A 23,983-nucleotide genomic window follows, 5' to 3' on the forward strand; every position below is an offset into this window, starting at 1 on the left:
CCAGCGAGTCACGAGACCATGGAAACGACCCGAGGCATCGATACACCCCGTCAGGCTTGGGGTCTCTTGCTCGCCCTGATCGCGGCCATGACGGCGTGGCGGCTGGGTGTCGCCGCGATCCTACCCGTTACGCAGGACGAGGCCTATTACTTCGACTGGGCACGCAGCCTCGCTTGGGGCTATTTCGACCATCCTCCGGGTGTGGCACTGCTCGGCATCGGCACCTGGCTCGCCCCGGGGTCCGCGCTCGCGGCACGCGCGGGGACACTGATCGCAAGCGCCCTGACGCTGCTCATCCTTGCGCGCTTTTTCCGCAACTGCGGCCTTACGGCTCCGTGCGATCTAGCCTTGGCGCTGGTCATGGTCTTCGCGACCATTCCCGGATTCGCCGGCGGCATCATCACCACACCCGACACCGTGCTGGGCCTGGCCTGGGCGCTCGCCCTGCACGAGAGCGAGCGCGCGCTTGCCGGCCAGCGTCGACGTTGGCTCAGCGCCGGTGCAGCGGTGGGTCTCGGTCTGCTGGGGAAATACACCATGGTCCTGATCGGGCCGGTGCTGCTTTTGGCCATCATCGCAAGCGACCCGCGCGCGCTGCGCACGCGCTGGCCTTACCTCGGCGGACTCGTCGCGCTGCTGGTCTTCGCGCCGAACATCCTCTGGAATCAGCAGAACGAATGGCTGACCATGCGCTTTCAGTTCGGGCACGGCTTCTCGACAGAGGTCGGCGCGCTTCCGGTCGGCGCCCCCGGTGCCATCGAGCACGTCGGCCCCAAATCGGTCGGCGAACGCCTAGGCAGCCTCTCGGGTTATCTCGGCACCCAGCTCGCGTTTTGGGGACTGATTGCAATTCCCCTGCTCCTTGCGCCTTTGATCAACCGGGCGCGAGACAACCAGCCGAGCCATGAGATCACCGCGACACTCGCTCGTCACGCCAAGGCCCTGTTGTGGGCTGCAACCCTCTTCCCCTTGGGATTCTTCGCCCTGGTCGCGACCGGCAGCGAGGTGGAGCCGAATTGGCCCGCCGTCTACCTCATCTCCGCGGCGCCCTTGGCGACCTTGCTGCTGCGCAATCTGCGCCCCTGGGTCCTCGCCGCCGCGCTGGGCAATCTGCTGCTTCTGAGTCTCTACGCCTTCCATGCAGCGACCGCGTCACTGCCGCTCGGAGACAGTCAGAATCGCGTTCTGCGCGAGACCCATGGATTCCGAGAATTGGCCGAGATCCTCGGCACGCTCGAGGAGCCCGTCTTTGCAGACCGCTACCAAACAACGGCGATGCTTCGCTTCTACGCGCCGAGCTTGGACACCACGACCCAATGGCCTGGCCTCACCCGACCCTCCGAGTATCTGCGGGGCCGGATCGCACCGCCACTGGATCCGAAGTCGGTCGATTCACCCTTCTGGCTGGTCTCCGGATTCGGCGCACCGCCGGCCATCGTGGGTTTTCACAGCGATACCCATCGCAGGCTCTTCGATTGCGCCGGGCAGCCGCTGAGCGAAGCGGCGGAGGCGCCCTGTGCGCGTCCGTTGCACACTTGGAATCTGTATCGATACATTCCGAAGGGGTGAGCAAAAGGTCGGGTTACGGCGTACATCGCGCGAGTCGGAAAAGATCGAGCGTCGTGCCGACGCGCCTAACGCGACGCTCGCGACTGCACCATTTCACGGACCTCGTCGATCGAACGTGTGCATCCTCCGAGATGGATGACGGCATGGCAGTTCGGGCAAACAGGTCGTAGGTCAGTGATCGGGTTCACGGCATATCGGGCACCGATCTCCGATAAGGGTGTGAGATGGTGCACCTGGATGAAGCCCTCTGCGACCGGGCCGAACAACGCCGGGAAATCGAATCGGCAGATGATGCATGCGCACCCATAGTGTTCGATGCAGCGTTGGCGAGCGGCTGGGTCACGTTCGTAGGCATTGACCGTCACGCGGCGTTTGGCACCTTCGAAAAATGTCGAGCCATCGGTCAATTCCCCCGGCCAGGAAAATGCCTTCGCGATAATGGCCTGACACTCCAGAAGATGTCTGTGCCGATCAACGCCGGCATAGTCCGAGAGCTCGGCCCAGTTGGTCCGCCTGCCGGTCTCTCCGGCCGGACGTCCCGTCAGACTGCGCTGAGTCGGGTTTCGACTGATCCCTGCGTCGTCGCACATCGCGACGATGTTCTGGATCTTCATGCTGATTGATGAGCGACTGCGTGACCGTAGCGCGTAAATAGTCTCGATGCCTCCGATCTCGGCGATGTCGTATCGCGCCGCATAGATGCAGAGCACGATCTCATCTCGGGTAAAGGCTTGACGCGTAGCCATTGACGTCTTTCATTTCCCGCCGAACGTGTTCAACATCGAAACGCCGAGTTCATCATGCCGGCCGGTCGGGTGGACTGTCGATCAATGATCGTCCCCGCGATTGCTCGCCTTATCCGCCGAGATCCGATCCATCAGCGCGAACAAGACACCGGAGACCACAAACGTCATGTGGATTCCGACCTTCCATGCCAGCTGTTCGTTGGTCAGGCGGTCCACGTACATGAAGGCCTTGAGCAGCTCGATGCCGGAGATGGCGACGATGGAGCCGATGAGCTTCATCTTCAGCTCGGCAAAACCGACGTGTCCCATCCAGCCCGGGCGATCCTCGTGATTGCCCGTGTCGATACGTGAGACGAAGTTCTCGTAACCGGCCAACACGATGATGAGCACCAGGTTGGCGATCATCACGACGTCGATCAGGGAGAGCAGCCCGATGATCACCTCGCCGGCCTCGGCGGCGAAGACGAGCGGGACAAAGTGGATGAACTCCTTGACGAACTTGACCAGCAGCAAGGCGATGGCCAGGACGAGGCCCAGATAGAAGGGCGCAAGCAGCCAACGGCTGTTGAAGATCAACAACTCCAGAAAGTGTTCGATTCGTTTCATGTCGAGGTTCCGGTTTACCTTCAGGCCATTGAGTCGGCGTGCGACGATTGCGAGCCGCGTAGGCGGGAGCGGGCGGGATGCTACGCGGGCCCGGCCGTCACTTCAACGGCGCGCGATCATTCGGCCCTCGGGCCTCGGCTTGGGCGTGCGCTCAGGGGGCCGACGGCTCCTCCTCGAAGCCGATCCGCACGCTCATGCAGGCAGCCAGCATGCGATAGACCGGGCTGCGGGCAGCGATCTCGAGCAGACGGATGCGCTCATCGGGCGTGAGGGCACCGAGGATGTTCAGACCGACCTCGATGCGCTCGAGCTTGCCCTCGTGCTCACCCTCGCAGTCGCGGCAGTCCGTGCCGTGAGCTCGGTCTTGACTCAAACGCACCTCGACATCATCCAACGCAACCCCTTGGTGCCGGGCGTAGGTCCGCACGGTCATGGAGATGCAGGCGCCGAGCGACATCAAGAGCAGATCGTAGGGTGTGGGTCCCAGATCCGAGCCACCGTCCGACTTGGGCTCGTCCGCCAACCATTGATGGCGATGGGTATAGAGTCCGCGCTGGAAACGGGTGTCGAGCTCGGTGACCAGGACCTCTTTCTCGGCCACCCGAGGTGCGGTCCCGATGCTCTGCTCGAAGCCGTGCTTGCCGAGTCCCAGATAACGGCTCGCCCAAGCGACCAGTGTCTCGGCGACGTACTCGGCGTCTTCGCGATTGGCGAGCAGATGGTCGGCCTTGTCGAGCGAGATGAAGCTTTTGGGATGCCGCGCCGCCTGGAAGATCTTTCCGGCCTCCCCGATCGAGACGATGGTGTCGAGCGGCGAGTGGAAGACCAGAAGGGCGCGGTTGAGGTGACGGATGTGGTCCGCCGAGGCGTATTGATCCAAGTCATCGAGCAATTGCTTGCGGATACGAAAGCGCCGCTGCCCGATCTGCACCTCGGCCTCGCCTGTCTCCTCCAACTGGCCACGCGCCCCGCTGAGGAGGTGCTGGACATGCGAGGCGGTCGCCGGGGAGGCGATGGTCACCACCGCCTCGACTGACGGGAGCGCGTGCACGGCGGCCAGCACCGCCGCGCCGCCCAGACTGTGCCCGATCAGGAGCGCCGGGGCCTCGTAGTCCTCCTCGAGCTTGCTCGCCGCGGCGAGCAGGTCGGCAACATTGGATGAAAAATTGGTGTTGGCGAAGTCGCCGTCGCTGTTGCCGAGTCCGGTAAAGTCAAAGCGCAGTACGGCGATCCCGCGCGCGGCCAGGGCCCGACTGATGCGGGTCGCCGCGGCGAGATCCTTGCTGCAGGTAAAGCAGTGCGCGAAGAGGGCATAACGGGCCGTCGGCACGCGATCCGGAGGCGTCTCGAGCAGGCCGACCAGCGTGTGCCCTTCGGGATTCGGAAATTCGAGCTTGATACGAGCCATGCCGGTTCCTCGCGTTGGAGATCCAGTCGGTCCGGGGAAAGATTCCGGCTTCCAGCTGCCGGCCACCAGCTTTGTTTATCCATCGAATGGATCAGCCGACTCACGCGCCCTCCCCCGCCCGACACAGCGCCTGTAAACGAGCGAGCTCGATCTCGTCGAAACCGGCCTCGCGACGGGCCGAGAGGTTGAGCGGACAGCGGATATCAGCGCGCATGTACTCGCGCAGCAAATCGAAATAGAGCGGGCCGGGGTCGAGGCCGCGCCCTTCGCTCAGCCGCTTGAACCAACGCGAGCCGACGGCGACGTGGCCGACCTCCTCGCGCAGGATGACACCCAGGCAAGCCGCTGTTTCCGGGTCGCCGGCCGCCTCGAAGCGTGCCATCATCCCGGGCGTCACGTCCAGACCGCGCGCCTCCAGGACACGCGGGACCAAGGCCATGCGCACCAAGGGATCGTGGGCGGTCGTACGCGCCATCTCCCAAAGACCGTCATGGGCGGGGAAATCGCCATAGTCGTAGCCCAGATCCCGAAGACGGTCGCGCATGAGGCCGAAATGCTCCGCCTCCTCGGCCGCGACCTGGATCCAATCGGCATAGAAGTCAGTCGGCATCTCGCGGAAGCGCTGGACCGCGTCCCAGGCGAGATTGATGGCGTTGAACTCGATGTGGGCGACCGCGTGGATCATGGCGGCCCGGCCCTCGCGGCTCGTGAGCTTGCGCGCCTTGAGTGCGCGCGGGGGAACCAGCTCAGGCCGCACCGGACGCCCCGGCAGATCGCGGATCGGGGCCGCGCTCGCCGCATCCGCAAGCAGGCACCCGGCTTGCCATTGCTCGGCGGCCGCTTGGGTCGCGGCCTGCTTGCGGGCCGGATCCGGCTCGCCGAGACAGGCGGCTGCCGTATCGAAGAGGTTGCCCTGCACTTGGGTCATCCGCGCCACCCCAGGATCAGATCCATCACGTTGGTTCCCGTCGGTCCGGTGCGGATCAGGTCGCCGCTCGCCTCGAGTAGTGTGCCCGAATCGGCGCGATGCAGCCCATCCGCGGCGTCGAGTCCGGCGTCTTGGATGCGTTCCAGCGTGGCACCGTCGATCAAGGCCCCGGCGTCGTCGGTCGGCCCATCGGTCCCGTCGGTCCCTGCGCTCAGCAAGGCGGCATCGGCGTGACCGGCAAGCTCGATCGCGGCCGCGAGAGCCAGGTGTTGATTGCGACCGCCTCGCCCCGGCGCATCGGGCAGACGCAGCGTCGTCTCCCCGCCCGCAATCAAGAGACCCGGCGGGCCGGCCAGCAAGGCACGCGCCAGACGTCGACCGGCGAGCGCGGCATCGCCCTCGACCGGTTGAGAATCGACCCGAACCGCGAGACCCGCACGGCGCCCCGCCTCGGCCGCAGCGAACTTGGCGGTTTCCAGCGTCGCGACTAGCTCGATCTGCGGACCGCGCGTCGGCAACGGTCCCCGTTCCGCCAATCCGCGCTCGACCCACGCGGAAAGCCAGGTCGGCAGATCAAGCCCCGCAACCCCCTCGGCCAGACCGACCTCGGGAACCAGCAACCCGGAGCCGATCACGCCCGGATCATCCCCCGGCACATCCGAGATCGCCAACACGCGGGCCGGCCGGTCGCCGAGCGCGCCGAGCAACCCCCCACCCTTGATCCGAGAGACCGACTTGCGCACCCGATTCACCGCGTCGATGGGCAAGCCGCTGCCGAGCAGCCATTGGTTCATGCGCCGCAGATCGGCGAGATCCAATCCGGCGATCGGCACATCCACCAGACTCGAGGCCCCGCCTGAGATCAGGAAGAGCACCTCGGTCTGCGGCGGCAACGCGCCAAGCGCGCAGATCAAGCGCCGACCTGCCGCCAGACTCCCCGCGTCCGGCACGGGATGACCGCCGAGCAGGCTCTCGATCCCGAGCGCGGCCGGGGCGGTGTGATCCAGATGACCGGGTTTGGTAATCAGCAGGCCGCCGACAACGCGCGGACCCAAGGCATCGCAGGCACTCCGCGCCATGGACTGCGCGGCCTTGCCGATCGCACAGATCCATACGGAGCCGCCGTGCAGGGGACGCGTGGCGAGCGCCTGCCCGACAACCGCACGCCCCTGCACCGCACGCAGTGCCGCGGCAAAGACCTCGAGGAGCAGACGGCGCGCATAGGCGACCTCAGCCATCGCGACCGACCCGGACGATGGGCTGGAAAACGGCAAGCCAAGCCTTCAGATTGACGTTTCTCAATGCCATCCACCGAAAAGACATGTCTAAGTATCGAGGAGAGACGAAAGCGGTAGCCGGGAAACGGACGCAGACGGCCGAAATCCGAGAACAAGCAAGAACCCTCCACTGAACCCTAGTCGAACGAGTCCAATCCATGAAGCTGTGCCCGAAATGCAGTCGTTCCCCGTTGCCCTTCGTCATGGTCTTGCTGATCTCCAGCGTACTGGCCTTCATTACCTGGCTGGTGCTGGGCCTCTCCCAGGTCGAGCCCACCATCCGATTGGCGGCCGGGGCGGCAGTGTTCCTCGCCGTCGGCGGAACCCTGTTGCACTACGTCATCAGTTGTCTCAAGCGCCACTGCCGGCACGACCAGGAACGTCAACGGGTTCACGGCCAGACCTTCAGCCGACCCGCGTAACGCGATCCCGCAGATAGACGGGTGCCGCCCGCTCGGGCGGCACTGCATGCCCCGCGGCCAGCTCGGCAGCGCCGAGCACGGCCAGATCTCGAGCCTCGCAGAACGCCTCGCCGGCATAGTGGTTCGGGGCCACACGGGTGCGCGCGGCAAGCTCGGCGCCGTAGACCGACCAGCCCGGCCCGACACCGAACCAGCCCTCGCCGTCCGGTGCCTCGACCGCCTCCGGAGGACACACGCGCTCCTCGCAGCGCGCCACGGCCAAGCCGCGTGCGTCGATCTCGAAACACCCCCAGTAGACCTCGCCCATCCGCGCATCCAGAGCCACGAGAAGGCGCCGTTCGCCGCTGCGCCGAAACTCGCCCTGCGCGATCGCGGCCAAGGTCGAGACCGGCACGAGCGGCAACCCGGCCCCGAAGGCGGCCCCCTGCGCCACGGCGACCGCGATCCGCACACCCGTGAAGGATCCGGGACCGCGCGCGAAGACGATCGCGTCCAGCGCGTCCAGACGCGTCCCGGCATCGTCCAGCAGCTGCTGCATCATGCCCAGAATCAGCTCGCCGTGCCGACGCGGGGCGCTCTCGAGCACTTGCTCGATGCGCTCGCCCGACAGAAGGGCCGCCGAGCAGGCGTCGCCCGAGGTATCGATCGCGAGGAGAGTCTTCATGGGTCAGGAAGGAAATCGGTTCAGCCAAGAAATACTTGATTGCAATTCTATACGGAGTCGGCTCCGAGCTGCGGATATCCGATCGACCCGCGGTCATCGAACGACGCAGGCTCGCCGATCGGGATGGACAAGGACAGGCCCGTCGGCAAACCGGGTGCGGGTCGAGCGGAGGGCTGACCGAACTGCCGATCGCTCAGCAGATTCGAAAGACGCCCGGTCAGCTGTCAAACCGGCTCAGGATCGCCCGGGTCTCGTCCGCCGCGATCCGCGGGCCGATGCTGGTCACCAGCTTTGCCGAGGCCGCGGAGGCCAGATTGCCCGCCCGCGCGAAGTCCCAGCCCTGGCTGAGTCCGTAGATGAAGGCTCCGGCAAACATGTCCCCGGCACCCACCGTATCCACGGCCTTGACCTTGATCGGTGCAATCTCGATCAAGCGTTCGCCGTCCCAGACCAAGGCACCTTCAGGCCCGCGCGTGATGGCGAAGGTCCGAGCGATGCTCTTCAGGTATTCCACCGCGACATCGAGATCCTCGCTGCCGGCCATACCCATCGCCTCGAACTCGTTGGCGAACAGCAGATCCACCCCGGAACCGATCATCTCGAGCAGACCGGACTTGAAGAACTTCACCATGTTGGGATCGGACAGCGAGATCGCGGTCTTCACCCCGGCCGCGTCGGCGATCCCCTTGGCGGAGATGGACGCCTCGCGGGCCGCATCCGAGGTCACCAGATAGCCCTCGGTGTAGAACCATTCGGAGTTGCGCAGCGCGTCCTCGACCAGCTCGTTGGCGGATAGTGCGCCGCTCACCCCCAGGAAGGTACACATGGTCCGGTCGCTGTCGGGCGTGACCAGGACGACGCAACGCCCGGTATGGCCTTCGTCCTTGCGGGTATGGTTGTTGGTGTCCACGCCGCCGCGGATCAGGTCGTCCATGTAGAAGTGACCCAGCTCGTCGTCGGCCACCTTGCAGGAGTAGAACGCCTTGCCGCCGAACTGACTGAGCGCGATGACCGAATTCGCGGCCGATCCGCCCGACCCGCGCTGGGGTTGGTGATGCTTGAGATGCGACATGATCGACGCTTGCTGCGCCTCGTCGACCAGGGTCATGACCCCCTTGTCGATCCCCAGGATGCCGAGATCCGCCGCATCCACCTCGTATTCCATATCCACCAGCGCGTTGCCGATGCCGTAGACCTGATATTTCGCCATGAATCCCTCGTCTCCTCGTCGAAAAGGCGTCAGTGTATACCGTCCGCACGATGGGTCCAGAATCGGCCGGCGCGCTCGCGCCATGTCCAGGGGCCCTCGATGGCGCCGTTCGGTCCGAGTCGCAGCTCGATGGCGCCGACCAGACCCGTGTCGAGCGCGGGTATACCGCGCGCCGAGACCCGTTCGCGCACCTCGGCGACGGGAAAGCCAAAATGGTTGGCATAACCCGAGGCGAAGAGGACGAGCCCGGGCGCGACCGCGTCCAGGAAATCGGGATGCGTCGAGGTCGCGCTGCCGTGGTGACCGGCGACAAGCACATCGCTCGCGAGCGCATCGCCCGACTCACGGGCCAGACGACGCTCGACCCTCGCCTGAATATCGCCGGTCAGGAGGACCGAGCGGCCCCCGGTTTCCACACGCAGCACACAAGAGGCGTCGTTGCCGCTGAATCCAGCGTCGGCCGGATGCAGAAACCGAAAGGTCACACCGGACCACTCCCACTCCTCCCCTGCCCGGCAAGGCTCGACACCCGGCACCTCCAGGCGCGCCGGCTCTCCGCTGTCGATACGATCGATCGGGATACGTTCGGCCAGACCGGCGAGCCCACCGGCGTGATCGCGGTCGGCGTGACTGATGACCAGACGCTCGATCCGACGCACCCCTTGGGCCGCCAGGAAGGGCGCGACCACCGCGCTGCCCGTATCGAAGCCGCTCGGAAATCCAGGACCGGTATCGTAGACGAGCGTGCCCTCGCGGGTGCGCACCACGGCGGACAGGCCAAGCCCGACGTCCAACAAGGTGAACCATGCCTCGCCGTCACCCGGCCGAGGCGTGCCCAGAACGAACATCGGGACGACGAGCAGCAGACCCAGCCAGCGCCCCGGCAACCCGCGCGGGGCGAGCATCAGCATGGCCCCAGCACCCGCGACCAGCCATACCCAGAGCGGACGCTCGGGTAGGGTCATCGCGGCCCACGGCACGTCGGCGACCCGGGCAAGCCCGTCCAGACACCACCCGAGCAGATGCGCCGTCCACTGCAGCGGCCACCAGGCGACCGAACCGAATCCGGGGATCAGGCTCAGCAGACTCGTCGCCAGGACCAGCGGCAGCAGGATCAGACTGAAGAGCGGCACGGCGATCAGATTCACCGGCGGCGCGATGAGCGAGGCCCGTCCGAAGAGCAGGAACAGCAGCGGCAGCAGGCCGATCCCGACCGCCCATTGGGCATGACCCCAGCGCGTCCAGAGATCTCGGCTCGGCAGCCGTTGTCCGAGGCTGAACAGGAGCACCGCCACGGCGCCGAAGGACAGCCAGAACCCGGGCGACAAGACCGCCCCCGGGTCGACCAGCAGCACCCCGACCAGCGCAAGCACGAGGGCATGGTAGGGTCGCAGCGTCCGTTGCCAGAGAAGCGCCGCGAAGACCACCGCGATCATCACGAGCGCACGCTGGGTCGAGACCGCGAAGCCCGCCAGTCCAGCATAGCCGAGCGCGGCGATCATCCCGCCCATCGCCGCCGCGCGCGGTGCGGCAAATGCAACCGTAAGACGTGCACTGCGCGACCACAGCCAACGCACCAGAAAGAAGGCCGCGCCGGCGATCAGGCCGACGTGCAGACCCGAGATGGCGACCAAATGATTGGTCCCGGTGCGCGTGAGCACCTCCCAGTCGTCCTGATCGAATCCCGAACGATCCCCGATCACCAGGGCCTGCACGAGCGGCAAGGCCGGTGCGCCGTCCAAGACCCGGGCGAGATGCTCGGACAGGGCCTGTCGCCGACGGTCGAGCCAATAGCGGCCGGCACCCGCGTCGAGCTGCTGCGGCGGCTCGCCCCGACGCAGGTTGCCGGTCGCCTGCACACCCTGCTCGAACAACCAACGCTCGAAGTCGAAGGTGCCCGGATTGGCGAGCCCGTGCCGGGGCTTGAGCCGCACCGGCAGACGCCATTGCTCGCCCGCGCGCAGCGGCGGCGCATCCTCGTACCAGGACAGCCGGACGAGGCCGGTGAAGTGAACCGGCTCGCCCTCCTGCCGGACCTGCTCCACCTCGAACAGGAATTGCCGAGCAAGACCCGAATCCGTCGGGATCGAGGCAATGCGCCCTTCCACGACCAGCGGCGCGCGGGCCAGCTCATCCGGAAAGGGCGCGCAGACCAGGAGGCAGGCATTCCAGTGCGCCCAGAACGCACCGAGCAACAGCCAGAAGGGCAGTCGAAGGGCGCGCCAGCGCCACGCGGCGAGCCCCAAAAGGACCGTAGCAATCCCAGCGGGGGCAAGAGGCAACAGACCCGGCAGCAGGTAAACGACGGCGACACCGGAGGCGAAGGCGAGACCGACACCGGTCGTGCTCCGGGTCATCGAGGGCGCCCCGCGAGGGCTTCGTCACCGCCGCTCGACGGCCTTCGCCGGCCCGGACAACCCGGATCACTGCATCTGTCCATGACTGCTATATACTCCGCGGCCTACCCCTCTGGCGTAAGATCCACTGGACTTGCGGCGTGAAACGATGGCTCAAGCGAAACCTACCTGCCGCCGGCACCTTTCGGGCCAATCGGCATTTCGGCGTCTTCGGCAAGCTCCTGCATGACCCCAACCTCTGGCACCTAAACCGTCACTCGGTCTCGGGCGCCACCGCGATCGGTCTGTTCGTGATGTTTCTGCCGCCGGTCGGCCAGTCCCTGATCGCCGCGTGGGCGGCCATCGTCCTGCGTGTGAACCTGCCGATCTCGGTGGTGGTGTGCTGGATCTCCAATCCGGTCACGATCCCGCCGATGTTCTATTTCGCCTATCGCCTGGGGTGTTGGATGCTCGGCATCGAGCCCGGCGAGTTCGCGCTCGAGTACTGGCTGGACTGGCATCACTGGCTCGCAGTGATTTGGCCCTTGGCGCTCGGCAGCCTGGCCTGCGGGATCATCTGCTCGGGACTGGGTTATCTGACCGTCCAGGCGATCTGGCGCCGGCGTCTGATGCGCCGCATCCGCGAGCGTCGCGAACGCTATCGCGCGTCGGCGTCGCGCGACAACAGCCCGTCGTCCAATCGCCAGACCTGATCCATGCGCCCGGCCAGCTCCCGGTCGTGGGTGACGATGACCAGGCTGGTCCCGATCGCGGCATTGAGCTCCAGCATCAGATCGAAGACCCGGGCGGCGGTCACCCGATCGAGGTTCCCCGTGGGCTCGTCCGCCAAGAGACAGGCCGGATGGGTGACCAAGGCGCGCGCCACCGCGGCACGCTGACGCTCGCCGCCCGACATCTCGCCGGGCTTGTGTCGAGCCCGGCTGCCGAGACCCACGCGATCGAGCAAGGCCGCCGCGCGATCGCGCGCCTCGGCCGGTCGGCTGCCGCCGATGAGCAGCGGCATGGCGACGTTCTCGAGCGCGGTGAACTCGGCGAGCAGATGATGGAACTGATAGACGAAGCCGAGATGGCGGTTGCGCAGCAGCCCGCGCTTGTTCTCGGAGAGCCGATTGACCTCCTGACCGAGCCAGCGCAGACTCCCGCTGCTCGGGCGCTCCAGTCCGCCGACACAATGCAGCAGGGTGCTCTTGCCCGAGCCCGAGGCCCCGACGATCGCGATCCGCTCGCCGGCACCGACGCGAAAATCCACATCCCGCAGCACCTCGACCTCCAGCGGACCCTGGCGGAAGGTCTTCGACAGTCCCTGCACCTCCACCACAGGCATGAGATCACTCATAGCGCAGGGCCTCGGCCGGTTGGGTCGCGGCTGCACGCCAAGCCGGATAGACGGTTGCGAGCACGGACATCAGGAAGGCCGCGCCACCGACGAAGAGCACGTCTTGCAGATGCACGTCCGAGGGCAGCGCGCTGATGTAATAGATGGTCGGATCCAGGAAGTGCACGCCGAAGAACCCCTCGATCCCGGCGACGACGGTCTCGACATTGAGCGCGAGGATCACACCGGCCACCATCCCGATCAGGGTTCCGACCAGACCGATCGCGGTCCCCTGCACCATGAAGATTCCCATGATGCGCGCGGGCGAGGCACCGAGCGTGCGCAGCACCGCGATGTCGGCCTGCTTGTCGGTGACGACCATCACCAGGGTCGAGACGATATTGAAGGCGGCCACGGCCACGATCAGGAAGAGGATGATGCTCATCATCCGCTTCTCCATCGCCAGTGCGCTGAAGAAGTTGCTGTGGACCTGCGTCCAGTCCAAGACGCGATAGACCCCGTCCAGCTCGTAGGCGATATCGCGCGAGAGTCGCGGCGCCAGCCACATGTCGGTCAACTTCAGCCGTACACCCGAGACCGCATCGCCCAGGCTCAGCAGCTTGGCCGCATCGTCCATCTGCATGAAGGCGGCATTGCGGTCGTAATCCGCCATGCCGACCGAGAAGACGCCGCTCACGGTGAAGCGCTTGAGCCGCGGCATGATCCCGACCGGTGTTGCGCTCACCTGAGGCGTGACGACCGTGACCTTGTCGCCGGGCACCACACCGAGGAAATTCGCCAGATCCTGCCCGAGGATGATCCGAAACTCGCCCTCGACGAGATCGTCCACCGAGCCCATGACCATATCTCGTCGCAGCTCCGCGACCTGGTCTTCCTCCGTCGGAACGATGCCGCGGATCAGGGCGCCGCTGACCTGCGAGCCGTTGACCAGCATCCCTTGGACCTCGACGAAGGGTGCCGCGCCGACGACATTCGGATGGGCTCGAACGCGCTCCAGCACGTTGCGCCAGTCCTGGATGCCTCCCCCGTAGGGATCGGCGAGCGTGGCATGCGAGGCCATGCTCAGAATCCGAGCCTGGATCTCTTTGTGGAAACCGTTCATCACCGAGAGCACCACGATCAGCGCCACGATGCCGAGCGTAATGCCCACCATCGAGGTGCCCGAGATGAAGGAGATGAAATGATTACGGCGTTTCGCTCGCGTGTAGCGAAGGCCGATGTAGATGGCGATGGGATGGAACATGGCGCGTGATTTAACCACAAAGGTCGCCGCAGCGCCCGAAAACCGTGGGGCGGTGTGCCGGTGAACACAGCGGTTTCGATTTTTTGAAGCGTTCCTGAACCGCGTCCCCGCCAAGGGCCCTGGATGTACCAAACGCCGAGCTCACTCGAAAGTGAGCATCTCGCTCTGGACGCGGTTTAGCTGTCGATCTTGCTTGCAGGGCACTCGGTGGTCGCAAACGCGTAGGGGTTTCCGCAGGTATCCAACAGTGCGATGGGATGGATCAGCACGGGCACGCGACTGCCGTTTGCATGGAGCCGCACGCTCTCGAACGGATCGACGCGCTCGCCGCGTTGCAGGCGCTCGATCGTCTCCCGATGGAGCGCCATCGCATCGGGCGGGATCAGGCGCTCGATCGACATCGCCAGGGCGTCGCTCTCGCCGTAGCCGTAGATGCGCTCGGCCGCCGGGTTCCAGGCATGGATGGAGCCGTCGAAGCCCTGCACCGTCATGGCATCGTCGGAGTCCCTCACCAGGGCCACGAGCCGTTGCTCCTGCTCCAAGGCATGGCGCAGACGAGCCTCGGAGGTCTTGACCTCGTCGATGTCGATGAAGGCGAGCACCGCGCCCTCGATACGGTTCTCCGCGGACTTGTAGGGACGAATCCGCACCGAATACCAGTGGCCGCCCTTGTCCTGAAGCTCGAGCGCCTGGGGCGTCACCTGGTCGATGACCGCCTGAACCCGGCGCTCGAGATCGGGAATCTCGATATTCGGCTTGATGTTGCCGATGGGCCGACCGAGATCCGCGGAGATCAGGTTCAAGAGCGGCTCGGCCTGCGGCGTGAACTGGCGGATGCGCAGATCCGGCCTCAGGATCAGTATGGGGACATGGACGCTGACGAGCAGATTGCCGAGGTCGCTGTTGGCCTCCGCCAGCTCTTGGTTGCGACTCTCCAGCTCGCAGTTGACGGTCGCCAGCTCCTCGTTGGTGGATTGGAACTCCTCCTTGGCCGTTTCCAGCTCCTCGATGGTGCTCTGCAGCTCCTCGTTGGCGGACTGGACCTCTTCGTTCGCGGACCTGAGCTGCTCGTTGTTGCGCTCCTGCTCGGTGATGATCGATTGGAGATAATCCCGCGTGGAGGTCAGCTCGCGCTCCAGCGCCAGGATGCGCTCGTCCACCGGCGCCGCGGCCTCGCTCGTCGCACCGGTCACGACGCCGGCACGCGGCTCGACAGACTCTGTCTCGTCGAACAACACCAATAACCGATCGGGTGGCCCGCTGCCGTCGTCGATCGGCAGCACCCGCAGACCGACCCAGGCATCGCTGCCGTTGCGCCGATACCAAACGCGGCTCTTGCCCACGGGCGCGCCGCTCGCACGCGCCTCCCGGATGGCCGCGCGCAGCTCGACCGCAAGCTCCCGACGCGCCAGCTTGAGCAGATTCAGGGTTGCCGCACCCGGGAGAGGATCCAGATAGCGGCCGGTCTCGCCGCGGAACAGCAGGATATCCAGGTCGCCCGACACCACCACGCCCGGCGGCCCGTAGTGTTTGAGGATCATCCGATCGATCGCTTCGGCGAGATCGATCGGCTCGTTCGCGCCCGCCGCTGCGGGGACGAACGGGACATCGCGCGGCGATTGAAACGCGCGTGGCATGAGCGCGGGGTCGAGCCGGGGCACGTTGGATTTTTTCGTGTAGATCTTGCTCTTGTGGTCGAGCAGCGCGAAGAGGTCGGCCCGTGCCCCGATGGACTCCGAGGAGCCCAACATCAGAAACCGATTCGGCTCCAAGGCATAGTGGAAGATCTGCAGCGCCTGCTTCTGCAAATGCGGCCCGAAATAGATCATGAGATTGCGGCAGGAGACCAAATCCAACCTGGAGAAGGGCGGATCCTTCACCAGATTCTGCACCGCGAAGATGCACAGATCGCGCACCTGCTTGGCGACCTCATAGCCGCCGGCAACCTTCACGAAGAAACGCCTCAGCTGCTCGGGCTCCAGGTGCGCGACCAGCGGCTCGGCAAAAAGACCGGTGCGGGCGATCTCGATCGCCTTCGCGTCGATATCCGTGCCGAAGATCTGGATGCGTGTCCCGGTCGCCCGGTCTCCCAGATCGTCGATCATGGCGATGGCGATCGAATAGGCCTCCTCGCCGGTGGCGCAGCCGGGCACCCAGACACGCACCGGGTGCTCGGCGTGCGGCTCCGCAAAAAGGACCGGAAAGACCTTCTCGCGCAGGGCCTCGTACGCCTCGGGCTCGCGAAAGAACCCGGTGACGCTGATCAGCAGGTCGTCGAACAGTCTCCCGACCTCCTCGGGCTCGGATTGGAGATAGCGCACGTAATCGGCAAGCCGGTCGGTCCGATGTACGGCCATGCGCCGCTTGATCCGACGCAGGATGGTGTCGCGCTTGTAGAAACTGAAATCGTTTCCGGTGTGCGTGCGCAGCATCATAAAGATCTTGCCGAGATCCTCTTCGTTACCGCTCGGAAGATCCGCAGTCATGCGCAAGGGCTGGCGCAGATACGGGTGACGCGCGATGCGTGCAAGCTCGCTCGCCATCTCCTGCGGCGCCATCACCAGGTCGACACAGCCGGCGGCGATCGCGCTGCCCGGCATCCCGTAGTGCTCCGCGCTCTGTCGGTCCTGGGCGAAGGTCATTCCGCCGGCCGCCTTGATGGCCTTCAGCCCGTGCGTCCCGTCCGAGCCTGTCCCGGACAGCACCACGCCGATGGCCTTCGGGCCCAAGTCGTCCGCCAGGGTTTGCAGGAAGCCGTCCACGGGCAGGTGCAGTCCCCGATCCTCTTGGCGCGCCATCACGAGCAGCCGCCGATGATGCAGTCCGAGCGAGCAGTTCGGCGGGATGACGTAAACATGGTCGGGCTCGACCGGCTCGCCGTCCACGGCCTCACGCACCGGCATCCGGGTCGCCGCGACCAGCAGATCGACCAGAAGGCTGGGGTGTGCCGGATCCAGATGCTGGATGAGCACGAAGGCCATGCCGGTGCGCGTCGGCAGGTGGTGAAGCAGACTGCGAAAGGCATCGAGCCCGCCGGCCGAGGCCCCGATCCCGACGATCGGAAAGAGGCCGTTTTCCGATTCGGTCTCCCGGGACGCCGGGGTTTCGGGCTCGCCGTCGCCGGGTTGGGCAGGCGCCTCGCCCTCGGCGGGAACCTCCGGAGCGGCGTCCCCGCTCGCGATAGCGCACGAGGGCGTTTGCGAGGATTCGGAGGAAGACTCCGGCGGCGAGGCATGACGCGATGCATGCGGATCAGGGCTCATCGGTGGCTCCTTATACGGGATCGCGGCATCACGACATGGCTGGCACGGCCTATCAACGCACGGCGAGAAACACCGCCGGATCGCTGCAGGGGCAGTTCAGTAAGACTACTGAGTCGACCCATATGAAGCCACAATATAAGAATCAGCATTTTACTCATACACTCCGGCTGAAAAACGTCCGATATGAAGGTCGGGCAACGCCACCATCGGAATCCTCTGCGCGCGGGTGATCCGCCGGTTAGATTCCACACGTCAGGCATTCGCGGCTCTGTGCGGGTATCTGACGCGTGATAAAACTTGACCGGAGGGGACGCACATGAGCACACAGATGACGAAACGTCCGGGATGGGGCGTGGAGGACAACAATCCAGCGGGCGAATCGCCCCGGGAAAAGGCGCGCGGCATGCGCTCGAGATCTCGCGTGATTGCTATGCCCGACTCGAGGACCGTGCACCTGTGGGCTATTGCACCTTGGATCGCAGCGGCATCATCTGCGAACGAGCTGATCCGCGGAATCGATGACCGGGTGCTGCGCACCGCCTGCACCCAGCGCAAGCGTTGGCAGGCCGGGACTCGACGAGGGAACAAGCATCAAGATTCATTTGTCGAAAGGCGAACTTGAATGCCCGGATTGTGCCGCCGATCTCCACGCCCTACTGCACGAGCTTGATCTCGATGCACGCTTGGTGAGCCCGGAGCTGACGGAGACGGAACCTGTCTCGGACTCCGTCTCCGCACTGGAGACGGTTCGCCGGTTGAGAGGGTTCGGGATCGAGCTCTCGATCGAGCATTTCGGCGCGGTCTCCTCCTCGCTCATGGATTTAAAGCGACCGTCGATCGGGCAGCTGAAGATGGAGAAATCCTTTGCGGTTCGTCAAGACCTGGGCTTGAGGGGCCACTCGGCAAGGACCGGAACAAATCCGCCGACGCGGCGGGGTTAAGGAGCGAGGCCGGAGGACGCCCGCGGCCCGAAACAGAACGACAGACGACCGGGAGGAGAGCACCACCATGACACGACTCGACTCGATGCGCGCGACGACGGCGTCCTCGGCCTTGCAGAGCAAAGGCGATCAGGCGACCAGGATCCGTGGACTCCAGGATCTCGGGCGCCGGGATGCCGACCGAACGAGCACTCTGACCACCGGGATCGCAACCCCTGCCGCAGATCTCGACTACGAGATCCACGACGGCCACCTGCGCATCCGAATCGACGGCTCGCTGGATCTGCGCTGTGCCTTTGCCTTGCTGTTGATGGGCCAAGCGGTGGATGAGAGCATCGACGCCTGCACGCTCGACCTGACGGGCGTCGACCGAATCTTCGACTCCGGGATCGCGGCCCTGGTCTTGGTCGCCCGGGCGCTGAAGGACAAGGGCGTGGAGCAGATCCGCATCTTCGGCCTCGACATCGACAGTGCGACCCTGAAACCCTTACTGATGTAAGCATCCCGGATCCTCGCCCGGTCGACCGCTGCTCGGCACCGACTCGACCGCGGCCGCTCAGCCCCGCCCCGCCGGTCGGCTGGACAAGGATCGGCCGGGGTCGATTAAAATGGAGGTATGCAGAGTGCATGCGCGCCGATCTCTCGGGCTGTGCCGAGAGTCGGTGGTCGATCCCGGATCGCGTGGCATTAGTGACGAAACGGCGACGTCCAAACACAACGACAGACCCCGGAACAGCGACACCCGGAAAGGGTTTCGAGCACAGCATCTACGAACGCCGGCATCGGAACCCAAACCACCGGCCGCACAATGGAGGTGTCGCCCCAGTGGCAAGATTCGACCAAGCAAGCGATGCGCAACTGACGCGGCTCTTGTCGGAGCTCGAGCGCACCGGCAACGAGTCGGACGAGCTGACCCGCCTCGTGCACGAGCTGCAGGTTCATCAGATCGAACTCGAGCAGCAAAACCGTGAGCTGCTCGCCGTGCGCGCGGTCCTGGAGGAGTCGCGCGAGCGTTATGCGGACCTTTATGATTTCGCTCCCGTCGGCTACCTCTCGATCGACGGAGCGGGCAGGATCCAAGGCATCAACCTGACCGGCGCCAAGCTGCTCGGGCAATCGCGGGATCGATTGATCGGTCGGGCGTTCGGCACTTACATCGCCCCGGACGACCGCATGCTCCTGAAGGCCCATATTGCCGACGCGTTGCGCTCGAAGGCGAGCAACGGCTGCGAGCTGCGGTTGAGAACGAACAAGGCGGAGATCTGCGCGGAGCCGACGACCCTGAGGCTCGAAAGCGCGCTCGAGTCCGCGAGCACGCCGGCGCGGATCCGCATCATTGTCTCGGACATCACCGAGCGCAAGCAGGCCGAGCATGAACGCAGACAACGCGATATCGCAGCGGCAGCAGCGGAGTCGAGGCATCGGCTGATCAGCGGGCTCGATCGGCTGTCGGCCGCGGCAACAGCCGCGTTCGACCCGCATGCGGTCTTGATCGATCTCTTGCGGGTCGTGCAGGACCTCCTGCGTGCGGATCGCGCCTGGCTGCTCCATCCATGCGATCCCGACGCGACCGAGGTACGGATTCTGGCGGAGTCCGCCCTTCCGGATTGCCCGGGAGAACCTTTGTTCGATCGCTCCATCCCGATGGATGACCCGCTGCGCGGCCTGATCGGCTCGGCCCTAAAAGTATCCGGTCCGGTGCAGGATTTGGATCCAAAGGCCTCCCCCGGGCTCGGCGCCGGATTCGCGCCGCGCTCGCGCCTGATCATCGCCGTGCGAACCGAGGGTGATCGGCCCTACCTGCTCGGCCTGCATCTGTGCCGCGCCGAACGCGCTTGGAGCGAGGAGGATCTGACCCTGGTGCGTGCCCTTGCCGGACGGCTCGCGGACATCCTCGACACCCTCGCGGTGCGGCGCGCGCTGACCGAAAGCGAGGAGCGTTTTCGCGCGACCTTCGAGCAAGCGGCCGTCGGAATCTGTCACCTCGACCAACAGGGCCGTTTTCTGCGCGTGAACCGCAAGCTCTGCGACATCCTCGGTTACACCCAAGAAGAGCTGCTCGCCAGGACCTGCCGCGGTCTCGCCCACCCGGAGGATCACGATGGATTGATGCGCTACATCGCGCGGATCGGCGCGGGCACGTCATACGCACATGACGGAGACCCAGAGGGAGGCCCAAGCCTGGAGCTGCGGCATATCGGCAAGTCGGGTCAGACCATCTGGTGCAACCTGACGATGGCAGCGGTGCGCGATTCGAGCGGCAGCTTGCGCTACTTCATCGGCGTCATCGAGGACATCAGCGCACGAAAGTTGCTTGAAGAGCGCGAGTCTCGACACCGCCAAGCCCTCTTCAGGGTCGGGCGCATCAACACCATGGGCGAGATTTCGAACGCTATTGCGCACGAAATCACCCAGCCGCTCATGGGCATCAGCACCTATGCCGGCGGGGCGCTCGAGCGCCTCGACAGCGCGCCGGGCGAGATCGAGCCGCTGCGTCTTGCGCTGCGCCAGATCTCCAGGCTCGCCGCGCGTGCGGGTCGGATCATCGAAGGGATTCGGGATTTCTCCAGGCAGCACGACAGCGCGCCCCGACCGATCGACCTGGAGGCGATCAGCCGAGCAGCGCTCGGCATGATCGGGCCGGAGATCACGACGAACGCCGTGAAGGTCGAAATTCGGATCGGCGCTGATGCGCCATTCGCCAGCGCCGATCCGGTCGAGATCGAACAGGTCTTGATCAACCTCCTGATGAACGCTATCGATGCGATGCGCGAGGTGCCTCCCGCGGAGCGTTACTTATTTGTTACGGTGGATCGCGCCGGCCCGCATCAGGTGCGTGTCGCGGTCGGCGACCGGGGGGTCGGTCTTGACGGGACCGACCCGAGCCGTCTGTTCGATGCCTTCTACACGACCAAGGAAGGCGGTACCGGGATCGGACTCTCGATGAGTCGAACCATCGTCGAGTACTATGCCGGGCGTATCTGGGCCGAGCCGAATCCGGGGGGCGGTGCGGTGTTTGCCTTCACCCTGCCGAGCCGTCTCCCGGGCAACTCGACCGAACGGTCGCCAACGACGTCGCCCGCGAGTTTGGTTGATCGCCCGCTCGATAGCCCACCCGATGCCGCCATCGGAGACCCGAAATGAGCCCGAAGTCGACCGTATTCGTGATCTATGACGACGAGGACGTGCTCGAGTCTCTGCGCTGGCTCTTCGAATCGGTCTCCATGCCGGTGGAGGTCTTCGGATCGGCGGCCGAGTTTCTCGCCGATCCGGGCTGCGAGGGTCCGGGCTGTCTGGTCCTGGATGTGCGCATGCCGGAGATGGACGGTCTGGAGCTGCTCAAGGTCCTGTGCACGCACCGCATCGGCCTGCCCGTGATCATGATCAGCGGACACGCCGACGTGCCGATGGCGGTGAAGGCGATGCAGTCCGGAGCCGTCGATTTCATACAGAAGCCGGTCAATCACCAGGATCTACTGCAAAGCGTGCGCAAGGCGCTCGCCGCTGACGAACGCTTCCGCGCCGAGATCGGCGACCCGCGGATCATTGCCGAGCGGCTTGAGCAGCTCACCGCCAAAGAGCGCGTGGTGCTCAAGGCGATCGTGGCCGGAAACACCAACAAAGCGATTGCCGGCTCGCTCAACGTCAGTATCCGAACGGTCGAGACCCATCGCGCCAACCTGATGCGCAAGCTCGGGGTGAGTTCGACCGCGGACCTGGTCCGCTTGACGCTCGCGTGCCGACTGCGTCCTTAAAACGCGCCCGATGCGAGATGCATCGTGTATTGGATTGTCTTGGCCGCGCCGGAGTCTTTGAATCGCCTGATCCAGAGGTCCAGATGACTCCGCGAATACGGTTCCCCGGCCCCACGAACCAGCAGAAGAGGAGGACTCTAGAGAATGGAACGCCGATGGCATCATCGATGCGAGATCGACATCCCCGCAACCCTCGCCGTGAACGGCAAGCATTTCCGGACGCACTGCCGAATCAGAAACTTCAGTGCGGGCGGACTCTTTCTCGAGACCGTCGCCCCCCTCGAGCGCCACCAGTTCGTTCGGGTGCACATTCATCCGCACGGCGTCTCGCCGCGAATCATCGACGGGATGGTTATTCATGTCGCGGACGGAGGGGTCGGGATCGAGGCCGAGACGCGATTCTGGTCGCAAGCACTCAACTGGCGGTAACGGCCAGCGCGCGGCATAGAATAGGCGCATCGACAACCCGACTAAACCTCTCCGGCGCCAGCGGTCGTCACGTCTGCCGGGGCCGATCCCATCGAAAAACATCGCTTACCGCGCCGGGCGCGGTTTAAGAGGCCTGCCATGCGCCGATTCCCCGCCGAGTGGGAACCCCAGAGCGGGGTCATGCTCACCTGGCCACACGAGGACACCGACTGGGCCGATGAGCTGGATCGGGTCGAACACCTCTATGCCGACCTCGCCGCCCTGATCGGGCGCTACGAGCCGGTCCTGAACGTCTGTCGGGATGCCGAGCACGCCGCGACGGTTCGCGCACGCATCGCAGCCGCCGGGGCCGATCCCGAGTACCAGCGTTTCGGTATCGCCCCGAGCAACGACACCTGGGCGCGCGATCACGGACCGATCGGCGTGCGCACGGACGCGGGAGAGCCGCTCCTGCTCGATTTCCGTTTCAACGGCTGGGGCGGGAAATTCGTCGCGGACCGCGACGACCGCATCACCGGGACGCTACGCGGGAGCGGCATCTTCGGCGAGACTGCGCTCGAGCCCGTCGACCTCGTCCTCGAAGGCGGTGCGATCGAGACCGACGGCCGGGGCACCCTGCTCGCGGTCACCCGAACACTGGTCGACACGCGCCGCAATCCGGGCCTGACGCGCGACGCGATCGAGCGGATGCTCGCCGAGCGTCTCGGCATTCGCCGTTTCTTGTGGCTCGAGCACGGCGCCATCAGCGGCGACGACACCGACGGGCACATCGACACCCTGGTGCGCTTCTGCACACCGGACACACTCTGCTACGCCCGCTGCACCGACCCGCGCGACGCGGACTTCGCCGAGCTGCAGGCGATGGAGCAGGAGCTTCGGGCCTTGCGCGACCCACAGGGTCATCCCTACCGTCTCGTGCCCTTGCCGTCCCCCGTACCCGTTCTCGACAGCGACGGCGAGCGCCTCCCGGCAGGCTATGCGAACTTTCTCCTCATCAACGGCGCCGTACTCGTCCCGACCTACGACAATCCCGCCGATGCCGAGGCACTCGACACCTTAGGCGGTCTCTTCCCGGACCGCGCCGTCTTGGCCGTCGACTGCCGCCCGCTGATCCGCCAAGGCGGCAGCCTGCACTGCATCAGCATGCAGCTGATGGCGGGCGTGCTGGCTTAAACCGCGTCCGGAGCGAGATGCTCATTGTCGAGTGAGCTCGACGTTTGATGCATCCACAACCCCGAGCGCAGACGCGGTTTGGATCATTCGAGTTTGCTAACGTGCTAATGAGCTGCGCTGCATCAAATCAGGCCGGCGGCAAAGCGCCTAGAATCCCAAGCGGATAGGTCGAGGTGTGCCAAATGTCATTGCTGGATCAGATTCCCGTCGTTGTCGAAAACGGCTCGGCTGCACCCGAGGGCGATCCGCATCCGCAAGGGTACGGCAACGCCGAGCCCGTCCTGCATGAAGTCCGGCACGCCTTGGCGCGTCTGGTCAGTACCGGTGAAACCACCAAGATCGATCTGAAGGCGATGCCGTTCGGTCCGGGTGACCTGGAGCGCTTGCTGTCCGTGCTGGGTACGGGCGAGGTCCAGGCCAGTGTCGAGGCCATGGGTCCGACACGGGTCCAGGAGACCGCCATCCCCGGGGTCTGGCTGGTGGACTATCTGAATTCCGAGGCTCATCGCCTCGCCCTGCATCTCGAGATCGCGACCGTTCCCGAGATCCTGTGTCCGCAGCCGCAGGATCTGAACGACGCGATCGCCGCGCTCGACGCCCGCTTGAACCCGGGCCGGAGCGACCCGCCTCTCGCGTCCTGACATCTGAAGGAGGGA

Annotated in this window: 22 protein-coding genes; 11 read left to right on the forward strand and 11 right to left on the reverse strand. The window is 65.4% G+C overall.

Features of this window, described 5'->3' with window-relative positions:
• Positions 1-18: 18 nt before the first annotated feature.
• Positions 19-1,569 (forward strand): glycosyltransferase family 39 protein, encoded by a 1,551-nt coding sequence (locus B4N44_RS14745; protein WP_296702267.1) that lies wholly within the window; start codon positions 19-21, stop codon positions 1,567-1,569.
• 65 nt (positions 1,570-1,634) lie between these two features.
• Here the strand turns inward: B4N44_RS14745 and B4N44_RS14750 are convergent, their stop codons facing one another.
• The 5 genes from B4N44_RS14750 to B4N44_RS14770 form a co-directional block, all read right to left on the reverse strand.
• On the reverse strand, positions 1,635-2,315 hold the full coding sequence (locus B4N44_RS14750) for an HNH endonuclease (protein WP_296702269.1): 681 nt from the start codon (positions 2,313-2,315) through the stop codon (positions 1,635-1,637).
• Between the two features lie 81 nt (positions 2,316-2,396).
• A complete protein-coding gene (locus B4N44_RS14755) occupies positions 2,397-2,921 on the reverse strand; it encodes a TIGR00645 family protein (protein ID WP_296702271.1) in 525 nt (174 codons plus the stop codon).
• A gap of 151 nt (positions 2,922-3,072) precedes the next feature.
• On the reverse strand, positions 3,073-4,329 hold the full coding sequence (locus B4N44_RS14760; protein ID WP_296702273.1) for a bifunctional alpha/beta hydrolase/OsmC family protein: 1,257 nt from the start codon (positions 4,327-4,329) through the stop codon (positions 3,073-3,075).
• Between the two features lie 100 nt (positions 4,330-4,429).
• Complete coding sequence (locus tag B4N44_RS14765) at positions 4,430-5,257, reverse strand: ferritin-like domain-containing protein (RefSeq protein WP_296702276.1); 828 nt, start codon at positions 5,255-5,257, stop codon at positions 4,430-4,432.
• Positions 5,254-6,495: a glycerate kinase type-2 family protein gene (locus B4N44_RS14770; RefSeq protein WP_296702281.1), complete on the reverse strand. Its 1,242-nt coding sequence runs from the start codon at positions 6,493-6,495 to the stop codon at positions 5,254-5,256. The genes B4N44_RS14765 and B4N44_RS14770 overlap by 4 nt, the downstream gene beginning before the upstream one ends.
• A gap of 197 nt (positions 6,496-6,692) precedes the next feature.
• On the opposite strand from B4N44_RS14770, the gene B4N44_RS14775 reads away from it, so the two are divergent.
• Positions 6,693-6,956 carry a hypothetical protein gene (locus tag B4N44_RS14775; protein ID WP_296702283.1) on the forward strand — a complete coding sequence of 88 codons (264 nt, stop codon included), beginning with the start codon at positions 6,693-6,695 and terminating at the stop codon, positions 6,954-6,956.
• On the opposite strand, the gene tsaB is transcribed toward B4N44_RS14775, so the two are convergent.
• The 3 genes from tsaB to B4N44_RS14790 form a co-directional block, all read right to left on the reverse strand.
• Entirely contained in the window at positions 6,940-7,620 is a 681-nt protein-coding gene (gene tsaB, locus B4N44_RS14780; RefSeq protein ID WP_296702286.1) for a tRNA (adenosine(37)-N6)-threonylcarbamoyltransferase complex dimerization subunit type 1 TsaB, read from the reverse strand. The two genes, B4N44_RS14775 and tsaB, sit on opposite strands and share 17 nt — an antisense overlap.
• Before the next feature lie 217 nt (positions 7,621-7,837).
• Positions 7,838-8,830 carry an adenosine kinase gene (locus B4N44_RS14785; RefSeq protein WP_296702289.1) on the reverse strand — a complete coding sequence of 331 codons (993 nt, stop codon included), beginning with the start codon at positions 8,828-8,830 and terminating at the stop codon, positions 7,838-7,840.
• 29 nt (positions 8,831-8,859) lie between these two features.
• Positions 8,860-11,187: a DNA internalization-related competence protein ComEC/Rec2 gene (locus B4N44_RS14790; protein WP_296702291.1), complete on the reverse strand. Its 2,328-nt coding sequence runs from the start codon at positions 11,185-11,187 to the stop codon at positions 8,860-8,862.
• Positions 11,188-11,327: 140 nt separating this feature from the next.
• Between B4N44_RS14790 and B4N44_RS14795 the strand changes: the two genes are divergently transcribed.
• Positions 11,328-11,879: a DUF2062 domain-containing protein gene (locus tag B4N44_RS14795; protein WP_296702292.1), complete on the forward strand. Its 552-nt coding sequence runs from the start codon at positions 11,328-11,330 to the stop codon at positions 11,877-11,879.
• Here B4N44_RS14795 and lolD read toward each other — a convergent pair.
• The 3 genes from lolD to B4N44_RS14810 all read right to left on the reverse strand — a co-directional run bounded on the left by lolD (position 11,825) and on the right by B4N44_RS14810 (position 17,029).
• Positions 11,825-12,523: a lipoprotein-releasing ABC transporter ATP-binding protein LolD gene (gene lolD / locus B4N44_RS14800; RefSeq protein ID WP_296702294.1), complete on the reverse strand. Its 699-nt coding sequence runs from the start codon at positions 12,521-12,523 to the stop codon at positions 11,825-11,827. The two genes, B4N44_RS14795 and lolD, sit on opposite strands and share 55 nt — an antisense overlap.
• Positions 12,516-13,766, reverse strand: coding sequence for a lipoprotein-releasing ABC transporter permease subunit (locus B4N44_RS14805; protein ID WP_296702295.1), 1,251 nt, complete (start codon positions 13,764-13,766; stop codon positions 12,516-12,518). Before B4N44_RS14805 ends, lolD begins: the two co-directional genes overlap by 8 nt.
• A 176-nt stretch (positions 13,767-13,942) precedes the next feature.
• Positions 13,943-17,029, reverse strand: coding sequence for a chemotaxis protein CheB (locus B4N44_RS14810; protein WP_296702296.1), 3,087 nt, complete (start codon positions 17,027-17,029; stop codon positions 13,943-13,945).
• A 316-nt stretch (positions 17,030-17,345) separates the two neighbouring features.
• Here B4N44_RS14810 and B4N44_RS14815 point away from each other — a divergent pair, with 316 nt between their 5' ends.
• The 8 genes from B4N44_RS14815 to B4N44_RS14845 all read left to right on the forward strand — a co-directional run bounded on the left by B4N44_RS14815 (position 17,346) and on the right by B4N44_RS14845 (position 23,968).
• Positions 17,346-17,651: a hypothetical protein gene (locus B4N44_RS14815; RefSeq protein WP_296702299.1), complete on the forward strand. Its 306-nt coding sequence runs from the start codon at positions 17,346-17,348 to the stop codon at positions 17,649-17,651.
• The gene (locus B4N44_RS19985; protein WP_414718155.1) at positions 17,548-17,970 is read left to right on the forward strand and encodes an EAL domain-containing protein; all 423 of its coding nucleotides are present in this window, start codon (positions 17,548-17,550) and stop codon (positions 17,968-17,970) included. Before B4N44_RS14815 ends, B4N44_RS19985 begins: the two co-directional genes overlap by 104 nt.
• 67 nt (positions 17,971-18,037) lie before the next feature.
• On the forward strand, positions 18,038-18,469 hold the full coding sequence (locus tag B4N44_RS14820; RefSeq protein WP_296702301.1) for a hypothetical protein: 432 nt from the start codon (positions 18,038-18,040) through the stop codon (positions 18,467-18,469).
• 326 nt (positions 18,470-18,795) lie between these two features.
• Positions 18,796-21,114, forward strand: a complete 2,319-nt coding sequence (locus B4N44_RS14825; protein WP_296702302.1) for a PAS domain S-box protein — start codon at positions 18,796-18,798, stop codon at positions 21,112-21,114.
• Positions 21,111-21,725 carry a response regulator transcription factor gene (locus tag B4N44_RS14830; protein ID WP_296702306.1) on the forward strand — a complete coding sequence of 205 codons (615 nt, stop codon included), beginning with the start codon at positions 21,111-21,113 and terminating at the stop codon, positions 21,723-21,725. The genes B4N44_RS14825 and B4N44_RS14830 overlap by 4 nt, the downstream gene beginning before the upstream one ends.
• Before the next feature lie 144 nt (positions 21,726-21,869).
• The gene (locus B4N44_RS14835; protein ID WP_296702308.1) at positions 21,870-22,154 is read left to right on the forward strand and encodes a PilZ domain-containing protein; all 285 of its coding nucleotides are present in this window, start codon (positions 21,870-21,872) and stop codon (positions 22,152-22,154) included.
• Positions 22,155-22,292: 138 nt separating this feature from the next.
• The gene (locus B4N44_RS14840; protein WP_296702310.1) at positions 22,293-23,327 is read left to right on the forward strand and encodes an agmatine deiminase family protein; all 1,035 of its coding nucleotides are present in this window, start codon (positions 22,293-22,295) and stop codon (positions 23,325-23,327) included.
• A gap of 182 nt (positions 23,328-23,509) precedes the next feature.
• Positions 23,510-23,968 carry a hydrogenase expression/formation protein gene (locus B4N44_RS14845; RefSeq protein ID WP_296702312.1) on the forward strand — a complete coding sequence of 153 codons (459 nt, stop codon included), beginning with the start codon at positions 23,510-23,512 and terminating at the stop codon, positions 23,966-23,968.
• The last annotated feature ends 15 nt before the right edge of the window (positions 23,969-23,983 follow it).

Origin of the sequence: Thiocapsa sp. UBA6158 (assembly GCF_002423035.1) — a bacterium.
Classification (GTDB): Bacteria; Pseudomonadota; Gammaproteobacteria; order Chromatiales; family Chromatiaceae; genus Thiocapsa.

Bases quoted from the DNA above. Each gene is read 5' to 3' on its own strand.
- B4N44_RS14745 (WP_296702267.1), top strand. From the start codon at position 19: ATGGAAACGACCCGAGGCATCGATACACCCCGTCAGGCTTGGGGTCTC.
- B4N44_RS14750 (WP_296702269.1), bottom strand. From the start codon at position 2,315: ATGGCTACGCGTCAAGCCTTTACCCGAGATGAGATCGTGCTCTGCATC.
- B4N44_RS14755 (WP_296702271.1), bottom strand. From the start codon at position 2,921: ATGAAACGAATCGAACACTTTCTGGAGTTGTTGATCTTCAACAGCCGT.
- B4N44_RS14760 (WP_296702273.1), bottom strand. From the start codon at position 4,329: ATGGCTCGTATCAAGCTCGAATTTCCGAATCCCGAAGGGCACACGCTG.
- B4N44_RS14765 (WP_296702276.1), bottom strand. From the start codon at position 5,257: ATGACCCAAGTGCAGGGCAACCTCTTCGATACGGCAGCCGCCTGTCTC.
- B4N44_RS14770 (WP_296702281.1), bottom strand. From the start codon at position 6,495: ATGGCTGAGGTCGCCTATGCGCGCCGTCTGCTCCTCGAGGTCTTTGCC.
- B4N44_RS14775 (WP_296702283.1), top strand. From the start codon at position 6,693: ATGAAGCTGTGCCCGAAATGCAGTCGTTCCCCGTTGCCCTTCGTCATG.
- tsaB (WP_296702286.1), bottom strand. From the start codon at position 7,620: ATGAAGACTCTCCTCGCGATCGATACCTCGGGCGACGCCTGCTCGGCG.
- B4N44_RS14785 (WP_296702289.1), bottom strand. From the start codon at position 8,830: ATGGCGAAATATCAGGTCTACGGCATCGGCAACGCGCTGGTGGATATG.
- B4N44_RS14790 (WP_296702291.1), bottom strand. From the start codon at position 11,187: ATGACCCGGAGCACGACCGGTGTCGGTCTCGCCTTCGCCTCCGGTGTC.
- lolD (WP_296702294.1), bottom strand. From the start codon at position 12,523: ATGAGTGATCTCATGCCTGTGGTGGAGGTGCAGGGACTGTCGAAGACC.
- B4N44_RS14805 (WP_296702295.1), bottom strand. From the start codon at position 13,766: ATGTTCCATCCCATCGCCATCTACATCGGCCTTCGCTACACGCGAGCG.
- B4N44_RS14810 (WP_296702296.1), bottom strand. From the start codon at position 17,029: ATGAGCCCTGATCCGCATGCATCGCGTCATGCCTCGCCGCCGGAGTCT.
- B4N44_RS14815 (WP_296702299.1), top strand. From the start codon at position 17,346: ATGAGCACACAGATGACGAAACGTCCGGGATGGGGCGTGGAGGACAAC.
- B4N44_RS19985 (WP_414718155.1), top strand. From the start codon at position 17,548: ATGACCGGGTGCTGCGCACCGCCTGCACCCAGCGCAAGCGTTGGCAGG.
- B4N44_RS14820 (WP_296702301.1), top strand. From the start codon at position 18,038: ATGACACGACTCGACTCGATGCGCGCGACGACGGCGTCCTCGGCCTTG.
- B4N44_RS14830 (WP_296702306.1), top strand. From the start codon at position 21,111: ATGAGCCCGAAGTCGACCGTATTCGTGATCTATGACGACGAGGACGTG.
- B4N44_RS14835 (WP_296702308.1), top strand. From the start codon at position 21,870: ATGGAACGCCGATGGCATCATCGATGCGAGATCGACATCCCCGCAACC.
- B4N44_RS14840 (WP_296702310.1), top strand. From the start codon at position 22,293: ATGCGCCGATTCCCCGCCGAGTGGGAACCCCAGAGCGGGGTCATGCTC.
- B4N44_RS14845 (WP_296702312.1), top strand. From the start codon at position 23,510: ATGTCATTGCTGGATCAGATTCCCGTCGTTGTCGAAAACGGCTCGGCT.